14 protein-coding genes are annotated in these 13,545 nt (G+C 72.1%); 9 read left to right on the top strand and 5 right to left on the bottom strand.

Features of this window, described 5'->3' with window-relative positions:
- Window positions 1-5 precede the first annotated feature (5 nt).
- The 4 genes from ACGFZS_RS31465 to ACGFZS_RS31450 are packed head-to-tail and all read left to right on the top strand — an operon-like array spanning window position 6 to window position 4,022.
- Window positions 6-824 carry a fumarylacetoacetate hydrolase family protein gene (locus tag ACGFZS_RS31465; protein WP_393797905.1) on the top strand — a complete coding sequence of 273 codons (819 nt, stop codon included), beginning with the start codon at window positions 6-8 and terminating at the stop codon, window positions 822-824.
- Complete coding sequence (locus tag ACGFZS_RS31460; protein ID WP_393797904.1) at window positions 821-2,038, top strand: amidohydrolase family protein; 1,218 nt, start codon at window positions 821-823, stop codon at window positions 2,036-2,038. The genes ACGFZS_RS31465 and ACGFZS_RS31460 overlap by 4 nt, the downstream gene beginning before the upstream one ends.
- Window positions 2,035-3,498 (top strand): carboxylesterase/lipase family protein, encoded by a 1,464-nt coding sequence (locus ACGFZS_RS31455; protein WP_393797903.1) that lies wholly within the window; start codon window positions 2,035-2,037, stop codon window positions 3,496-3,498. The genes ACGFZS_RS31460 and ACGFZS_RS31455 overlap by 4 nt, the downstream gene beginning before the upstream one ends.
- Window positions 3,499-3,524: 26 nt before the next feature.
- Window positions 3,525-4,022: a carboxymuconolactone decarboxylase family protein gene (locus ACGFZS_RS31450; protein ID WP_393797902.1), complete on the top strand. Its 498-nt coding sequence runs from the start codon at window positions 3,525-3,527 to the stop codon at window positions 4,020-4,022.
- A 3-nt stretch (window positions 4,023-4,025) separates the two neighbouring features.
- Here ACGFZS_RS31450 and ACGFZS_RS31445 read toward each other — a convergent pair whose 3' ends face one another.
- Window positions 4,026-4,772 carry an alpha/beta fold hydrolase gene (locus tag ACGFZS_RS31445; protein WP_393797901.1) on the bottom strand — a complete coding sequence of 249 codons (747 nt, stop codon included), beginning with the start codon at window positions 4,770-4,772 and terminating at the stop codon, window positions 4,026-4,028.
- Between the two features lie 165 nt (window positions 4,773-4,937).
- On the opposite strand from ACGFZS_RS31445, the gene ACGFZS_RS31440 reads away from it, so the two are divergent.
- Window positions 4,938-5,678 carry a GntR family transcriptional regulator gene (locus tag ACGFZS_RS31440; protein ID WP_355717066.1) on the top strand — a complete coding sequence of 247 codons (741 nt, stop codon included), beginning with the start codon at window positions 4,938-4,940 and terminating at the stop codon, window positions 5,676-5,678.
- A gap of 42 nt (window positions 5,679-5,720) precedes the next feature.
- Here ACGFZS_RS31440 and ACGFZS_RS31435 read toward each other — a convergent pair whose 3' ends face one another.
- A complete protein-coding gene (locus ACGFZS_RS31435) occupies window positions 5,721-6,509 on the bottom strand; it encodes an SDR family NAD(P)-dependent oxidoreductase (RefSeq protein ID WP_393797900.1) in 789 nt (262 codons plus the stop codon).
- A gap of 350 nt (window positions 6,510-6,859) precedes the next feature.
- On the opposite strand from ACGFZS_RS31435, the gene ACGFZS_RS31430 reads away from it, so the two are divergent.
- Window positions 6,860-8,077: an FG-GAP repeat domain-containing protein gene (locus tag ACGFZS_RS31430; protein ID WP_393797899.1), complete on the top strand. Its 1,218-nt coding sequence runs from the start codon at window positions 6,860-6,862 to the stop codon at window positions 8,075-8,077.
- Here the strand turns inward: ACGFZS_RS31430 and ACGFZS_RS31425 are convergent.
- Window positions 8,064-9,695 carry a multicopper oxidase family protein gene (locus ACGFZS_RS31425; RefSeq protein ID WP_393797898.1) on the bottom strand — a complete coding sequence of 544 codons (1,632 nt, stop codon included), beginning with the start codon at window positions 9,693-9,695 and terminating at the stop codon, window positions 8,064-8,066. The two genes, ACGFZS_RS31430 and ACGFZS_RS31425, sit on opposite strands and share 14 nt — an antisense overlap.
- 223 nt (window positions 9,696-9,918) lie before the next feature.
- Complete coding sequence (locus ACGFZS_RS31420; protein ID WP_365691975.1) at window positions 9,919-10,572, bottom strand: N-acetylmuramoyl-L-alanine amidase; 654 nt, start codon at window positions 10,570-10,572, stop codon at window positions 9,919-9,921.
- A 60-nt stretch (window positions 10,573-10,632) separates the two neighbouring features.
- Here ACGFZS_RS31420 and mnmA point away from each other — a divergent pair, with 60 nt between their 5' ends.
- Window positions 10,633-11,769, top strand: a complete 1,137-nt coding sequence (gene mnmA, locus ACGFZS_RS31415; protein ID WP_393797897.1) for a tRNA 2-thiouridine(34) synthase MnmA — start codon at window positions 10,633-10,635, stop codon at window positions 11,767-11,769.
- On the opposite strand, the gene ACGFZS_RS31410 is transcribed toward mnmA, so the two are convergent.
- Window positions 11,745-12,071, bottom strand: a complete 327-nt coding sequence (locus ACGFZS_RS31410; protein WP_393797896.1) for a DUF427 domain-containing protein — start codon at window positions 12,069-12,071, stop codon at window positions 11,745-11,747. The genes mnmA and ACGFZS_RS31410 overlap by 25 nt on opposite strands.
- Before the next feature lie 160 nt (window positions 12,072-12,231).
- On the opposite strand from ACGFZS_RS31410, the gene ACGFZS_RS31405 reads away from it, so the two are divergent.
- Together ACGFZS_RS31405 and ACGFZS_RS31400 are read left to right on the top strand one after the other, a co-directional pair.
- Window positions 12,232-12,771, top strand: a complete 540-nt coding sequence (locus tag ACGFZS_RS31405; protein WP_359218822.1) for a TIGR00730 family Rossman fold protein — start codon at window positions 12,232-12,234, stop codon at window positions 12,769-12,771.
- A gap of 7 nt (window positions 12,772-12,778) precedes the next feature.
- A complete protein-coding gene (locus tag ACGFZS_RS31400; RefSeq protein ID WP_393797895.1) occupies window positions 12,779-13,486 on the top strand; it encodes an SDR family oxidoreductase in 708 nt (235 codons plus the stop codon).
- The last annotated feature ends 59 nt before the right edge of the window (window positions 13,487-13,545 follow it).

The raw sequence follows: 13,545 nt of genomic DNA, 5'->3' as shown, positions 1-13,545 counted from the left end.
AAGACATGCGCATCGCACGACTCGCCGGCCGTCCTGTCCTGCTGACCCCCGAGGGCGCCATCGACGTCCCGGCCTCCCTCGGCGCCGACCTCTTCGCCCGCTGGGACGACCTGCGCCGCTGGTCGGCCGCGGCGACCGGCGCCCGCCCGTACGACGAGTCCGACCTGGAGCCCCCGGTCCCGGCCCCCCGCCAGATCTTCGCCGTCGCCCTCAACTACCGCCCGCACACCGCCGAGGCGGGCTACGAGGAGCCCGAAGTCCCGCTCGTCTTCACCAAGTTCGCCACCTGTCTCACCGGCCCGCACACCACGATCACCCTGCCGCCCGGCCATGTCGACTGGGAGCTGGAACTGGTCGCGGTCATCGGCCGCGAGGCCCACCAGGTGCCCGAGGAGAAGGGCTGGGACCCGGTCGTCGCGCTCACCGTCGGCCAGGACCTCTCGGAGCGGATCAGCCAACTCGGGGGAAAACCCGCCCAGTTCTCGCTCGGCAAGTCCTACCCGGGGTTCGGTCCCGTCGGTCCCGCGCTGGTCAGCCTGGACGAGCTCGACGACCCGGACGACCTGGAGCTGACCTGCGAGCTGAACGGCGAGACCGTCCAGCACGACCGCACCGCCAACATGATCTTCCCGATTCCCCGACTGGTCGCCCACCTCAGTCAGTTCTGCACCCTTCTCCCCGGCGACCTGATCTTCACCGGCACCCCCGCAGGGGTCGGCAACCGCCGGGTCCCGCAGCGCTTCCTGACTCCGGAGGACGAACTGGTCAGCCGGATCGGGGGAGTCGGCGAGATGCGCCACCGCTTCTGGAGGCCGCGCACATGACCGTGTTGTTCACCGACGTCCACGTCTTCGACGGCACGGGCCGCGACCCGTTCCCCGCCCAGGTCCTGGTCGAGGGCGACCGGATCACCGCGGTCGCCGAGCGCGTGCCGCGCGACCTGGCCGCCGCCGCCCGGGTGATCGACGGAGGCGGCGGCACCCTGCTCCCCGGACTCGTCGACGCCCACACCCACCTCGGCTTCGGCTCCACCGTCGAGCACCTCTCCCGGCGCCGTGACGAGCCCGCCGAGGAGAAGGCGCTGCTCGTCGCGCACGCCGGCCGGGTCCTCCTCGACCACGGCATCACCAGCGCCTACTCCGGCGGCAACCGGCTGCCCGGCACCGAGGTCGCCGCCCGCAAGGCGTTCGCCGAGGGCTGGATGCCGGGCCCGCGCCTCAAGGCCGCCTCCTGGGAGGGCAGCGCCGGCATGGTCGAGCCCGGCGTCTACGACTTCCCCGGCATCGACCACCGCGCCTCCGACCCGCAGTCGGTGGCCCGGTTCGTCGCCGACATGGCCGAACTCGGCGTCGACATCGTCAAGCTGTCCCTCTCCGGCGAGAGCGCCGTCGTACAGGGCACCTCGCGGATCGTGCAGTTCACCGACGAGGAGGTGGCCGCCGCCGCGCACACCGCCGAGAAACACGGCGTCTGGCTCACCGCGCACGCCCACGCGGCCGAGTCGATCAAGATGGCCGTACGGCACGGCATCCGCGCCGTCTACCACTGCACCTTCGCCGACGAGGAGGCCCTCGACCTCCTCCAAGCCGCCCGCGACCGGATCTTCGTCGCCCCGACCCCGGGCATCATCCACGCCAACCTCCACGAGGCCGACAGCGAACCCGAGCCCGGCATGGAGGTCGAGGCCACCCGGGACGCCGTCCGCGCGGTCGTACCCGAACTCGTGGCGCGCGGGATCCGGGTCGTGCCCGGCGGCGACTACGGCTTCGCCTGGAACCCGGTCGGCCGCAACCTGCGGGACCTGGAGCTGTTCGTCGACTGGTTCGGCTTCACCCCGGCCGAGGCGCTGCGCGCGGCGACGGAGTACGGCGGCCAGGTCATGGGGATGGGCGACGAACTCGGGCTGGTCCGGGAGGGGTATCTCGCGGACCTGCTGCTGGTCGACGGCGACCCGCTGGCCGACATCCGGATCCTCCAGGACCGCGACCGGCTCCGGGTGATCATGAAGGACGGCGTGCTGCACAAGGCGGCCGGGTGATCACCACCCGCACCGGACTCGGCCTGCTGGCCGGGGAGTACGACGGTGAGGTGGCCGTCTTCCGGGGCGTCCCGTTCGCCGCGCCCCCCGTCGGCGAGCTGCGCTGGCGCCCCCCGCGCCCGGCCGCGCCCTGGGACGGCGAACGCCGGGCCGACACCTTCGGCCCGGCCCCGCTGCAGCCCCAGCCGCCCCGCGACTCGATCATGTACCACACCAACTTCGCCGACCGGCGGGCGCTGGTGATGAGCGAGGACTGCCTCTACCTGAACGTGTGGACCCCGGATCCGGCCCCCGCCGCCGGGCTGCCCGTGATGGTCTGGGTGCACGGCGGCGGCAACCGCTACGGCCACGGCGGCCAGGAGATCCACCACGGCCGTGCGCTGGCCCGGCGCGGCCTGGTCGTCGTCACCCTCAACCACCGGCTCGGCGCCCTCGGCTTCCTCGCCCACCCCGAACTCGCCGCCGAGGACGACCTCGGCGCCTCCGGCAACTACGGGGTGCTGGACATCGTCGCCGCCCTCACCTGGGTGCGGGAGAACATCGCGGCGTTCGGCGGCGACCCGGGCCGGGTCACCCTGGCCGGCAACTCCGCGGGCGCCGCCCACATCTGCCACCTCATGGCGGCACCGGACGCCCGGCACCTCTTCCACGCGGCGATCGGCCAGAGCGCCTCGGGCATCGGCCGGGCCGAGGGCCCGCTCCCGGACCAGGCCACCGCGCAGAAGCGGGGGCTGCGCTGGGCGGAGGACCGCGGCCTCGGCGTGCTGCGCCGGCTGGACGGCGTCGAACTCGTCCTCAAGGGCCACTTCGGGCCGGTCGTCGACGGCCGGGTCCTCACCGAACCGAGCGACGACGTCTTCGGCGCCGCCCGCCAGCACGCCGTCCCCCTCCTCGTCGGCACCAACGACGACGAGGGCTCGGTGTACGCCTCCCTGGACATCCTGCGCCGGCTGCCCGTCGAGCCCGGCACGGACGAGGTGTACCCGCTGCGCGGCGGCGACGAAGTCCGCCGTACGGCACGGCGGTTCACCGGCGAGAGCCGGTTCGGGTACCCGGTGTGGCACTGGGCGCGGACCCACGCGGCCCTCGCCCCCACCTGGATGTACCGCTTCACCCGGAGACCGCCGCTGCCCGCCGGCCTCCCGCTCGCCCCGCCCCGGGACGGGCTCCCCGACCACGGCGTCCACCACACCGCCGAACTGCCCTACGTCCTGGACACCCTGGACGCCCGCGCCTGGCCCTGGACCGACGCCGACCGTGAACTCGCCCGCACCATGGCCGACACCTGGGCCCGCTTCGTGACGGACCACGATCCGGGCGGGGGCCCGCTGCCCGCCTGGCCGCGGTTCACGGGGGAGCGGGCGATGGTGTTCGGAGGCGACGGCGTGGCGGTCGGTCCGGTGCAACGCCTCGACGCCTTAAGGCTGTTGGACCGCGTCCCTCGCCCCCTGCTCGACTGAAGCCCGACGGAACGGAAGGACCCCCCATGGCACGACTCCCCGACACCGAAGGCAGCGGCGAGATCGCCGACCGCGTCCGCGCCCGGCGCGGTGGCGGCCTGCATCCGCTGGACCGGATGCTGCTGCACAGCCCGCCGGTGGCCGACGGCTGGAACAGCCTGCTCGGTGCCGTCCGGGGGCGGATGTCGCTGCCCGCCGACCTCCGCGAGCTGGTCGTCCTGCGGATCGCGGTCCTCAACCGGGCGCCGTACGAATGGCAGGCCCATGAGCCCGAGGCCCGGCGGGCCGGGCTCGGGGACGAGGAGCTGGCCGAAGTCCGCAAGGAGAAGCCGGAGTTCGACGGGCGGACCGCGCGGGTCATCGCCTACGCCGACGCGATGACCCGCGATGTCCGGGTGCCCGACGCGCTGTTCGACGCCCTGCGGGCCGACTTCGACGACACCGAACTCGTCGAGCTGACGGCGACCGTGGCGGTGTACAACATGGTGTCCCGGTTCCTGGTCGCCCTGGACGTGCGCGGCTAGCGGTCACGGACTGCGGTTCAGGAAGCCGAGCAGCAGCCGGTTCCAGAGCTCCGGCCGCTCCCAGTGCGGGTTGTGGCCGGCGCCGGGGACGACATGGGACCTCGCTCGGCCGAAACGCCGTGCGAGGCGGTGCAGGCGCGCCGGCGGGCAGTAGGGGTCGGCGTCGCCGGTGATCAGCAGGACGGGGAGGGCGAGGGCCTCCGGAGCATCCGGGGGGAGGGCCGGTGGGGGATTGGTGGCGGTGCCCGCGCGGTCGTGGATCGCCCGCCAGGCGGCGACGCCGTCCGGGTTCCCGGCCCGGTACGCGGGGCCCAACTCCCGTGACTCGACCGGCAGGTGGGCGACGGCGTCCGGCACCGGGAGGTCCAGGGCGCTGCCCGAGAGGGTGAGGCCGAGCAGCCGGCCGGGGTGCGCGAGGGCGTGGGCGAGCGCGATCCGGCCGCCGGCGGCGGCGCCGACGAGGTGGAAGGCGGCCAGGCCGAGATGGTCGGCGAGGGCGGTCAGGTCGGCCACGTCATCGCCGACGGCACCCGTGCCGGGGGCCGAACCGCGGGCGCCGCGCCGTGAGTAGCCGATGACCCGGTGACCAGCGGCGGCCAGCACCGGCCGCTGGTACGGCCAGCTCTCACCGCTGCCGGAGTGCGGATGCAGCAGGATCACGGGAGTGCCGGAGCCGCCGGTGTCCCAGCACCAGAGGCTGCCGTTGCCCGATACTGGCACCCGGTGCTCCGTCACCACCGTGCTCACCATGCCTCACCATGTCTCCCGAACCGAACGACCTATCGCTGTCGACAGACTACGGGTGTCCGGGGTACTGGGCGGTACGAAAGTGCGATAGTGTCGACACCGTTGTGTGCGCGTTGTGTCCGCTGTGAACCCGGAACCGGGCCGGACACGGACCAGGGAGGGCGCCGGATGGCCGATCAGGACACCCATGTCGTGCTCGCCCGCCTGCTGCGGCTGCGCGACCGGCGGGAGCCGCTGGTCGCACAGATCGCCGAGTGGGTGGGCGCCGGGATCATCGAGGGGCGGCTGGCCGCGGGCCAGGACCTCAACAGCGTCGACCTGTCCCGCCGGTTCGACACCAGCCGTACCCCCGTGCGCGAGGCCCTGATGGTCCTCGAACAGGAGGGTCTGGTCGAGATGAAGGCGCGCCGCCGGCCCCGGGTGGCGGCGCCCTCGCTCCAGGACATCCGGGACATCTACCAGGTCCGGCGGCAGCTCCTCGCCATGCTCGCCGGCCTGCTGGTGGACCGGGCCACCGACGAGGAACTCGCCGAGCTGCGCGGCCGGGTCGAGAAGATGCGCGGACTCGCCGACGAGGGCGACGTGGACGCGTACTTCTGGGGCCATGTGCAGCTCCAGGAGCGGATGACCGAGATCGTCGGCAACGCCACCCTCAAGCAGATCCTCGACTCGCTGGCGCTTCGCACGCTGATGCTCCGCCACCTCAGCCTGACCCGCCCCGGCCGGCTCGCCTACAGCGTCGACGACCAGGAACGGCTGCTGCAGGCCTGCGAGGAGCGCGACGGCGAGCTGGCCTCCGCGCTGATCGCGGGCGCGACCGTGCGGGCGCTGCGCTCGGTGGAGGAGCAGATCCAGGAGCAGGAGGCGGGCCGCAAGCCGTCACGTCGGCGGCGCACCCCGTCGACGTGACGGCCCACGGGTCCACGGCCCCCGCCCCGCCCGCCCCCGGTCTCACTTCGCCAGCACCCCGCCGTCCACCGGGAAGTTCCCGCCGGTGACCCACGCGGACTCGTCGGAGGCCAGGTAGACGGCGCACCAGGCGATGTCCTCGGGGGTGCCGACCCTGCCCAGCGGGATCCTGGCCAGCAGGGCTTCCTGGGCGGCGCCCTGGTGGGCGCCTGCCGACTCGGTGGCCGGGGTGCGCACCATGCCGGGGGAGATGGTGTTGGCGCGGATCCCGGCCGGGCCGCCCTCCACGGCCAGCTGCCGGGTCAGGCCGAGCACCGCCGACTTGCCCGCGCAGTGCGCGACCATGCCGAAGGTGCCGCTGCCCCGGAAGGCGTTCACCGAGGCGAAGTTGACGATCGAGCCGCCGCCGGACGCCACCAGGTGCGGCCAGGCCGCCCGCACCGGCAGGAAGACCACGTCGACCTCGCCGCGCAGGGTCGGCGTCCACTGCGCGTCGAAGTCCATCTCCGCCGTGCTCGCCATGTGCGGGGCGATCGCGCCCGCCGTCACCAGCACGTCGATCCGGCCGTACCGCTCGAACACCGCGTCCGCGCAGCTCCGCGCGTCCGCCGGGACCGTCATGTCCAGCGGGGCCATGACCTCGACCCTCACCCCGCGTTCGGCGGCCAGTTTCCGGGTCCGTCCGGCCGCGTCCGCGTCGATGTCGCAGCCGACCACGGTGGCGCCCTGCTCGGCGAAGAGCAGCGCGCAGCCCTGCCCGATCCCCGCACCCGCGCCGGTGACGAGGGCGACCTTGCCGGTCAGGCGTTGTCCGGTCCGGGGATCGGTCATGGCGTTCTCCTCGTCGTGTGGGAAGCTCCTCCGCCATGTGTCTAGTGTCGACAGTAGGGCTTGGTCAAGAGGTATTGAGTCATTCACAGCGCAAGGTGTCGACACTGTGCCCTTCTTCGGGCAGACTGCGGGATCAACGGGAAAGGCCGCGCCTGAGGCGCGGACCCTGTGTGTTCGCGTCCAGAGAAGTCACAGGCCGACAAAGGCCGCGGCAAAGGCGCGCACTTTACGTTCCGTTGAACGGCCGGTCACGCGGTGCGCTGCCCCCCTGGATACCGCGTGACCGGCCCCCAGCCATCGAGTCGAATGAGCCGCCCGATGAAATCCCTTGAACGGAAAGGCGGTACGCCATGACCCGGCACATCCGGATGCGGGCCGCCGCGGCCGGCGGGCTGCTGCTCGCCGCCGCGCTGCCGGCGCTGCCCGCCGTGGCCGCCGACGGCGACTGCGTCCCCGCGTACACCCTGACCGGCTCCGCGACCGCCGCCGCCAACACCCGGCATGTGGTCACCGCAGACCTCGACGGTGACGGCGCGCTCGACGTGGTCGCCGCCAACCTCGACGCCGACTCGGTGACGGTCCTGCCGGGCGACGGTGACGGGACGTTCGCGGCGGGCAGCACCTACGCGGTGGGGACCCGGCCGTACCAGACCGTGGTCGCCGACTTCGACGGCGACGGGTATCCGGACCTGGCGACGGCCGACTTCGGCGGGGCCCAGGTGAGTGTGCTGCTCAACTCCGGTGACGGCAGCTTCGGTTCGGCCTCGGCGATCGATGTGTCGGGCTCGCCCCGGGCGCTGGCCACCGGGGACCTGAACGGGGACGGTACGGCCGATCTGGTGGTCGCCGAGCAGCAGACCAGCACCGTGCGGGTGCTGCTGGGCGACGGGGACGGCACCTTCACCGACGCGGGCCAGACCGCCACCGGCAGCCAGCCGCACGGTGTGGTCGTCGGGGACTTCGACGGGGACGGCGATGCCGACGTGGCCACCGCCAGCGTGGGCAGCGCGGGGGTGAGCGTGCTGCCCGGCGACGGCACCGGGGCCCTGGGGGCCGCCACCTCGTACGCGACCACGTCCCGGCTCTACTCCCTGGCCGAGGGCGACTTCGACGGCGACGGCAGCCTGGACCTGGCCGCGGTGAGCAACGGCGCGAACACGCTGGACGTGCTGCTCGGCAAGGGCGACGGCACCTTCGCCGCGGCCACCACCTACGGCACGCCCGCGCTGCCGGTCGCCGTGGGCGCCGCCGACCTGGACGGGGACGGCACCACGGACCTGCTGGTCTCCTCGCTGAAGGGGAACTCGGTCACGCCGTACACGGGAGCCACCACGGGCACCCTCACCCAGCTGACCGACGTGCCCGCCACCGGCGCCTACGACGCGACGGCGGCCGACCTGGACGGCGACGGCGTCCGCGACCTCGTGGTGGCGGACAGCACGGGCGGCCAGGTCGATGTGTTCCGGGGGCCTGCCAGTGACCGGAACCTCACGAACGGCTGCCGCCGGCACTTCCACTGCCGGCGGCAGCCTCCCCGAGAGGCCGGTCTGGCGACTAGCTCTCGGTGACCATGAGGGACGCCATCATCCCCTCGTCCTCGTGCTGCAGGAGATGGCAGTGGAGCATGTACATGTAGGTGTCGTCGGAGAAGTCGGTGAACTCCATGGCGATCTCGATGGAGCCGCCGCCGACCACCTCGTAGGTGTCGTACCAGCCGAGTTCGACGCCGGTCGGATCCTCGCCGTTGATGGAGATCAACTGGTACGGCACGTCGTGCAGATGGAAGGAGTGCTCCAGTTGCGTGCTGTTCTTGATCGTCCAGATCTCCTTGGACCCCAGCGTGGTGCTGATCATGGCCATGGAGGACATGCTCGTGCCGGCCGAGCCGTTGATCAGCATCGTCGTACCGGACTGGCCCAGGGTGATGGTGCGCGCGGTGAAGTCGCTGGTGTCGTACCGGTCGATGGTCCGCAGTGAGCTGGGCAGGTCGTCCGGAGTGTCGCTGCCGCTCGCGGTGACGGACAGGAAGTCGTACGTGCCGCTGCCGCCGCGGACCCAGCCGGTGGTGACGACCGCCTGGAGGGTGACGTCGTCCGAGAGGTCCATGACCATCTCGGCGCGGGCGCCGGCCACCAGCCGGATCTCGGTGACGTCGGCCGCCGACGCCAGGTAGCCCTGGTCGGTGGCGATCTGGGTCATCGTGCCGCCGTCGCTGCGCTGGATGGTGATGATGTCCGACGGCGAGGCGTTGAGCAGCCGGAACCGGGTCCGGGTCTTGGTCGCGGTGAAGGTGAGGGTGGTGTCGTCGACGTTGGTGCCGTTGACCAGCAGCGGGTAGCTCAGACCGCTGCTCAGGTAGCCGGTGAGGTCGTACTTGATGTCGCCGGAGCTGTCGACGGCCAGGCACTGGAAGATCAGCGGGATGTCGTCGGTGCCGTAGGTGCTGGGCAGGTCGGCGCTGGTGGTGTCGGAGCTGTCCTCGACGATGATCATGCCGGCCAGGCCGTGCACCGCCTGCTTCGCGGTGGTGCCCAGCGCGTGCGGGTGGTACCAGAGCGTCATCGGCTCGTCCTTGACCGTGAAGGTCGGCGACCAGGTCTCCCCGTCGGCGAAGGCGACCTGCGGACCGCCGTCCATCTTGGCCGGGACATGCGCGCCGTGGAAGTGGACCGTGGTGTCCTCGCCCAGGCTGTTGGTGATGTTGAGGACGTTGACGTTGCCCTTGGTCCACTTCATGGTGGGGCCGAGGAACGACTGGTTGTAGCCGGCGGTGGTGCTGGTGACGCCGCTGAGCACCTCGGCGCTGCCGGTCTGCGCCTCCAGCGTGAAGGTGGTGGTGCTGTCGGAGGTGGTGCCCTCCAACAGGTCCGGGACCGACAGGGTCGCGGTGTTGGTCGCGGCGCCCGCCTTGTTGCCGCTCGCGTCGGTCAGCAGGGCGAAGGTCGCGCCGGCCGCGCCGACGGCGCCGAGACCGACCCCGGCCATGCCGCCGAGGAACTTCCGCCGGTGCACGCCCTTGCCGCGCTTGACCGTCGCGGCCTTGGAGTGGTCGGCGTCGGTGACGCGCTCCGCCTTGGAGTGCTCCGGCTTGGCGTGGTCCGTGCCCTTGGCCCGCCGTCGCCTGCCGCGGGTTTCCTGCTCTTCGTTGTCCTCCGCCTCGAAGGCGGGATCTGTGGTGTGGGTCATGGCCCCGGATGTTTGACCTGGGGACTGTGTGAAATCTGAGGCGAAGTTAGGAGGGAACCGGGGTGACTGTGAGGCGGCCATGGACGCTGATAATGCTTAACTCCCTTGGAAGCAGGCGGAGTTGATCAGGCGCAGCTGGCGCCCCGGGTGCGGGACGCAACGGACACAGGCGCCGCGCAGGGCATGCACATGATAACGATTGAGTCACAGGTGGAACTGGGGGTCAGGCCTGTCCGACCCGCCGGACAAGCCCCATGTACCGCTCCCAGTCCCAGTGCTTCCCCGGGTCGGTGTGGTCCGTCCCCGGGACCTCCACATGCCCGATCACATGAGCGCGGTCCGCAGGCATGCCGTACCGCCGGCATATCGCGGCCGTCAGCCGGGCCGAGGCCGCGTACATCGCGTCGGTGAAGTCCTCCGGGCGGTCCACGAACCCCTCGTGCTCGATCCCCACACTCCGCTCGTTGTACGACCGGTTCCCCGCGTGGAACGCCACGTCCAGCTCACGGACCAGCTGGGTGATCCGGCCGTCCTTGCGCACGATGTAGTGCGCCGCAGCCTGGTGCGCCGGGTCCTGGAAGACCTTCACCGCGCTCGCGTAGGGCCCCTGGGTGACATGGACGACCACCCGGTCGATCCGGTAGTCGTCCGGCCGGTCGGCCGTCCGGTAGTTCGCCGGGGACGCCGCCACCCACCGCGCGCCCCGGAAGTCCACCGCGCCCGCCACCCGGGCCTTGCGCACCCCCGGCAGCCGCCAGTACAGCCGCGCCAGCTCGTCCCTGGTCAGCACCGCCGTGCCCACCGCGGCCGCCGCCCCGCCGACCAGCAGCGCCCGCCGCCCGAGCCGCCGGTCCTGATCACCCGTTCGCTCCCCCATGTGATCTCCAACGGATACTCGCGGGCCCCGGTTCCCGCGCCCCCTTACCCTGGAGGGGCTATGACTGACACCCCGCAGCGCACCCGCCCCCTCCGCGTCCTCGCCGCCATGTCGGGCGGCGTGGACTCCGCCGTCGCCGCCGCCCGCGCGGCCGACGCGGGCCACGACGTCACCGGCGTCCACCTCGCGCTCTCCGCGAACCCCCAATCCTTCCGCACGGGCGCCCGGGGCTGCTGCACCATCGAGGACTCCCGCGACGCCCGCCGCGCCGCCGACGTCATCGGCATCCCGTTCTACGTCTGGGACCTCGCCGACCGCTTCCGCGAGGACGTCGTCGAGGACTTCGTCGCCGAGTACGAGGCCGGCCGCACCCCCAACCCCTGCCTGCGCTGCAACGAGAAGATCAAGTTTGCGGCCCTGCTCGACAAGGCCCTCGCGCTCGGCTTCGACGCCGTCTGCACCGGCCACTACGCGAAGATCGTGACCCTCGCCGACGGCTCCCGCGAACTGCACCGCGCCTCCGACATGGCGAAGGACCAGTCGTACGTCCTCGGCGTCCTCGACGAGAAGCAGCTCGCCCACGCCCTCTTCCCGCTCGGTGACACCCTCACCACCAAGGAGGAGATCCGCGCCGAGGCCGAGCACCGAGGCCTGGCGGTCGCCAAGAAGCCCGACTCGCACGACATCTGCTTCATCGCCGACGGCGACACCCAGGGCTTCCTCGCGAAGCGCCTCGGCAAGGCCGAGGGCGACATCGTCGACGAGACCGGCACCAAGCTCGGCACCCACGAGGGCGCCTACGGCTTCACCATCGGCCAGCGCAAGGGCCTGCGCATCGGCCACCCCGCCGCCGACGGCAAGCCGCGCTACGTCCTCGACATCTCCCCGGTGAACAACACCGTGACGGTCGGCCCCGCCGACGCCCTCGACGTCACCGGCCTCACCGCGATCAAGCCCCGCTGGTGCGGCACCGCCCCCACCGCCCCCGGCGTCTACACCGCCCAGCTCCGCGCCCACGGCGGCGAGACCGAGGTGAACGCGGAACTCGTCGACGGCGAACTCCGCGTCACCTTCACCGCCCCGGTCCGCGGCGTCGCCCCCGGCCAGGCGATCGTCCTCTACGACGACACCCGCGTCGTCGGCTCGGCCACGATCGCCTCGACCGTCCGACGTCAGCCGGTGACCTCCACCTCGTAGAAGCAGAGGTGGTCCTTGATCTGGGCGACATCGGCCTTCGGCTCGGGATACGCCCAGACCAGGTCCGGCGCGTCCGGCAGGGACCAGTAGGACGCGGTCCCCTTGAAGGGGCAGACGGTGTGCGTCTCGGAGGGAGCGAGGAGGTCCAGCCGGACGTCCTCGGCGGGGATGTAGTAGCGCACGGGTGATCCGGTCTCCCGCAGGACGAGGGGCCGGTCACTCTCGGCGAGGACCAGGTCCCCGTGCGTGACACGGACGTGCTGCTGGGACTGCTCGATGGTGATCGTGTGTCCAGAGGCCATGCAGGGATGACAGCGGTGAGGGCCCAGTTGTTCCCGACGCACAGTTGAGCGCCCCGTCAGGGGCGCGGGGCTGTAGTCGATTTGCGGCTACCGCCGCGTGGGCGCGACCAGCCCCCACACACCCGCACCCGCCAAACGGCACCACGCCTACCCTGACCTCATGCGAATCTGTGTCTTCCTCTCCGCGGCGGATCTCGACGACCGCTACACCCGCCCCGCCAGAGACTTCGCGAAACTGATCGGCAAAGGCGGCCACTCCCTGGTCTGGGGCGGCTCCGACACCGGCCTCATGAAGGTCGTCGCCGACGGCGTCCAGGAAGCCGGCGGCAAGCTGACCGGCGTCTCCGTCGGCTTCCTCGCCCACAAGGCCCGCCCCGGCGCCGACGAGATGGTCATCGCCGCCGACCTCGCGGAACGCAAGCGCCTCCTCCTGGAGAAGTCCGACGCCGTCGTGATCATGGTCGGCGGCACCGGCACCCTCGACGAGGCCACCGAGATCCTGGAGCTGAAAAAGCACGGCCACACCGACAAGCCCGTGGTCCTGCTCAACACCGCCGGTTTCTACGACGGCCTCAAGGAGCAGTTCCGCCGCATGGAGGCGGAGGGCTTCCTGCCGCGCCCCCTGTCCGAGCTGGTGTTCTTCGCCGAGGAACCCGCCGCCGCGCTCGCGTACCTGGAGGCGGACCCGAGCGCCCGCTGATGCGAGCATGGCCCTCATGGCAACTCATGTGATCACCGGTGCCGGTTCCGGCATCGGCGCCGCCGTGGCCCGCCGTCTGCACGCGCGCGGGGACGAACTCGTCCTGCACGCGCGCGACGCGGGCCGCGCGAAGGAACTGGCCGCCGAGTTCCCCGGCGCCCGCACCCTCGTCGGCGACCTGGCGGACCCCGACAAGCTCTCCTGGGCGTTCTCCCACCAGTCGCTCCCGGACCGGGTCGACTCGCTGCTGCACATCGCGGGCGTGGTCGACCTGGGCGGGATCGGCGAGCTGACCCCGAAGTCCTGGCGCCACCAGCTCAACGTCAACCTGATCGCACCGGCCGAGCTGACCCGCCACTTCCTGCCCCAGCTCCGCACCACCCGCGGCCATGTGATCTTCGTGAACTCCGGCGCCGGCCTCAACGCGCACGCCGGCTGGTCGGCGTACGCGGCCTCGAAGCACGGGCTGAAGGCGCTGGCCGACTCCCTGCGCCACGAGGAGCACGGCAACGGCGTCCGGGTCACCTCGGTCTACCCCGGCCGCACGGCGAGCCCCATGCAGGCCAAGGTCCACCAGCAGGAGGGCAAGGAGTACGACCCCGCCCGCTGGATCGACCCGGAGTCGGTCGCGACCACCATCCTCACCGCCCTGGACCTGCCGGGAGACGCGGAGATCAACGACCTCACGGTGCGCCCTGGCCCGCTTCCTGGCTAGGCGCTCCGCGGGAAAAGCCGCGATACGCGGTGTGTCGACTGCGCCGTCGTCGTGGCTGG

The organism is Streptomyces sp. NPDC048288 (assembly GCF_043201555.1).
Taxonomy (GTDB): Bacteria; Actinomycetota; Actinomycetes; order Streptomycetales; family Streptomycetaceae; genus Streptomyces.
Note: the sequence above shows the minus strand (reverse complement) of the source record. Positions and strands in the feature narration are given on the sequence as shown.

Excerpts from the sequence above, each read along its gene's own strand:
- ACGFZS_RS31445 (WP_393797901.1), bottom strand. The coding sequence starts at position 4,772 with ATGGTGAGCACGGTGGTGACGGAGCACCGGGTGCCAGTATCGGGCAAC.
- mnmA (WP_393797897.1), top strand. The coding sequence starts at position 10,633 with ATGACTGACACCCCGCAGCGCACCCGCCCCCTCCGCGTCCTCGCCGCC.
- ACGFZS_RS31430 (WP_393797899.1), top strand. The coding sequence starts at position 6,860 with ATGACCCGGCACATCCGGATGCGGGCCGCCGCGGCCGGCGGGCTGCTG.
- ACGFZS_RS31405 (WP_359218822.1), top strand. The coding sequence starts at position 12,232 with ATGCGAATCTGTGTCTTCCTCTCCGCGGCGGATCTCGACGACCGCTAC.
- ACGFZS_RS31420 (WP_365691975.1), bottom strand. The coding sequence starts at position 10,572 with ATGGGGGAGCGAACGGGTGATCAGGACCGGCGGCTCGGGCGGCGGGCG.
- ACGFZS_RS31450 (WP_393797902.1), top strand. The coding sequence starts at position 3,525 with ATGGCACGACTCCCCGACACCGAAGGCAGCGGCGAGATCGCCGACCGC.
- ACGFZS_RS31435 (WP_393797900.1), bottom strand. The coding sequence starts at position 6,509 with ATGACCGATCCCCGGACCGGACAACGCCTGACCGGCAAGGTCGCCCTC.
- ACGFZS_RS31425 (WP_393797898.1), bottom strand. The coding sequence starts at position 9,695 with ATGACCCACACCACAGATCCCGCCTTCGAGGCGGAGGACAACGAAGAG.
- ACGFZS_RS31460 (WP_393797904.1), top strand. The coding sequence starts at position 821 with ATGACCGTGTTGTTCACCGACGTCCACGTCTTCGACGGCACGGGCCGC.
- ACGFZS_RS31410 (WP_393797896.1), bottom strand. The coding sequence starts at position 12,071 with ATGGCCTCTGGACACACGATCACCATCGAGCAGTCCCAGCAGCACGTC.
- ACGFZS_RS31400 (WP_393797895.1), top strand. The coding sequence starts at position 12,779 with ATGGCCCTCATGGCAACTCATGTGATCACCGGTGCCGGTTCCGGCATC.
- ACGFZS_RS31465 (WP_393797905.1), top strand. The coding sequence starts at position 6 with ATGCGCATCGCACGACTCGCCGGCCGTCCTGTCCTGCTGACCCCCGAG.
- ACGFZS_RS31440 (WP_355717066.1), top strand. The coding sequence starts at position 4,938 with ATGGCCGATCAGGACACCCATGTCGTGCTCGCCCGCCTGCTGCGGCTG.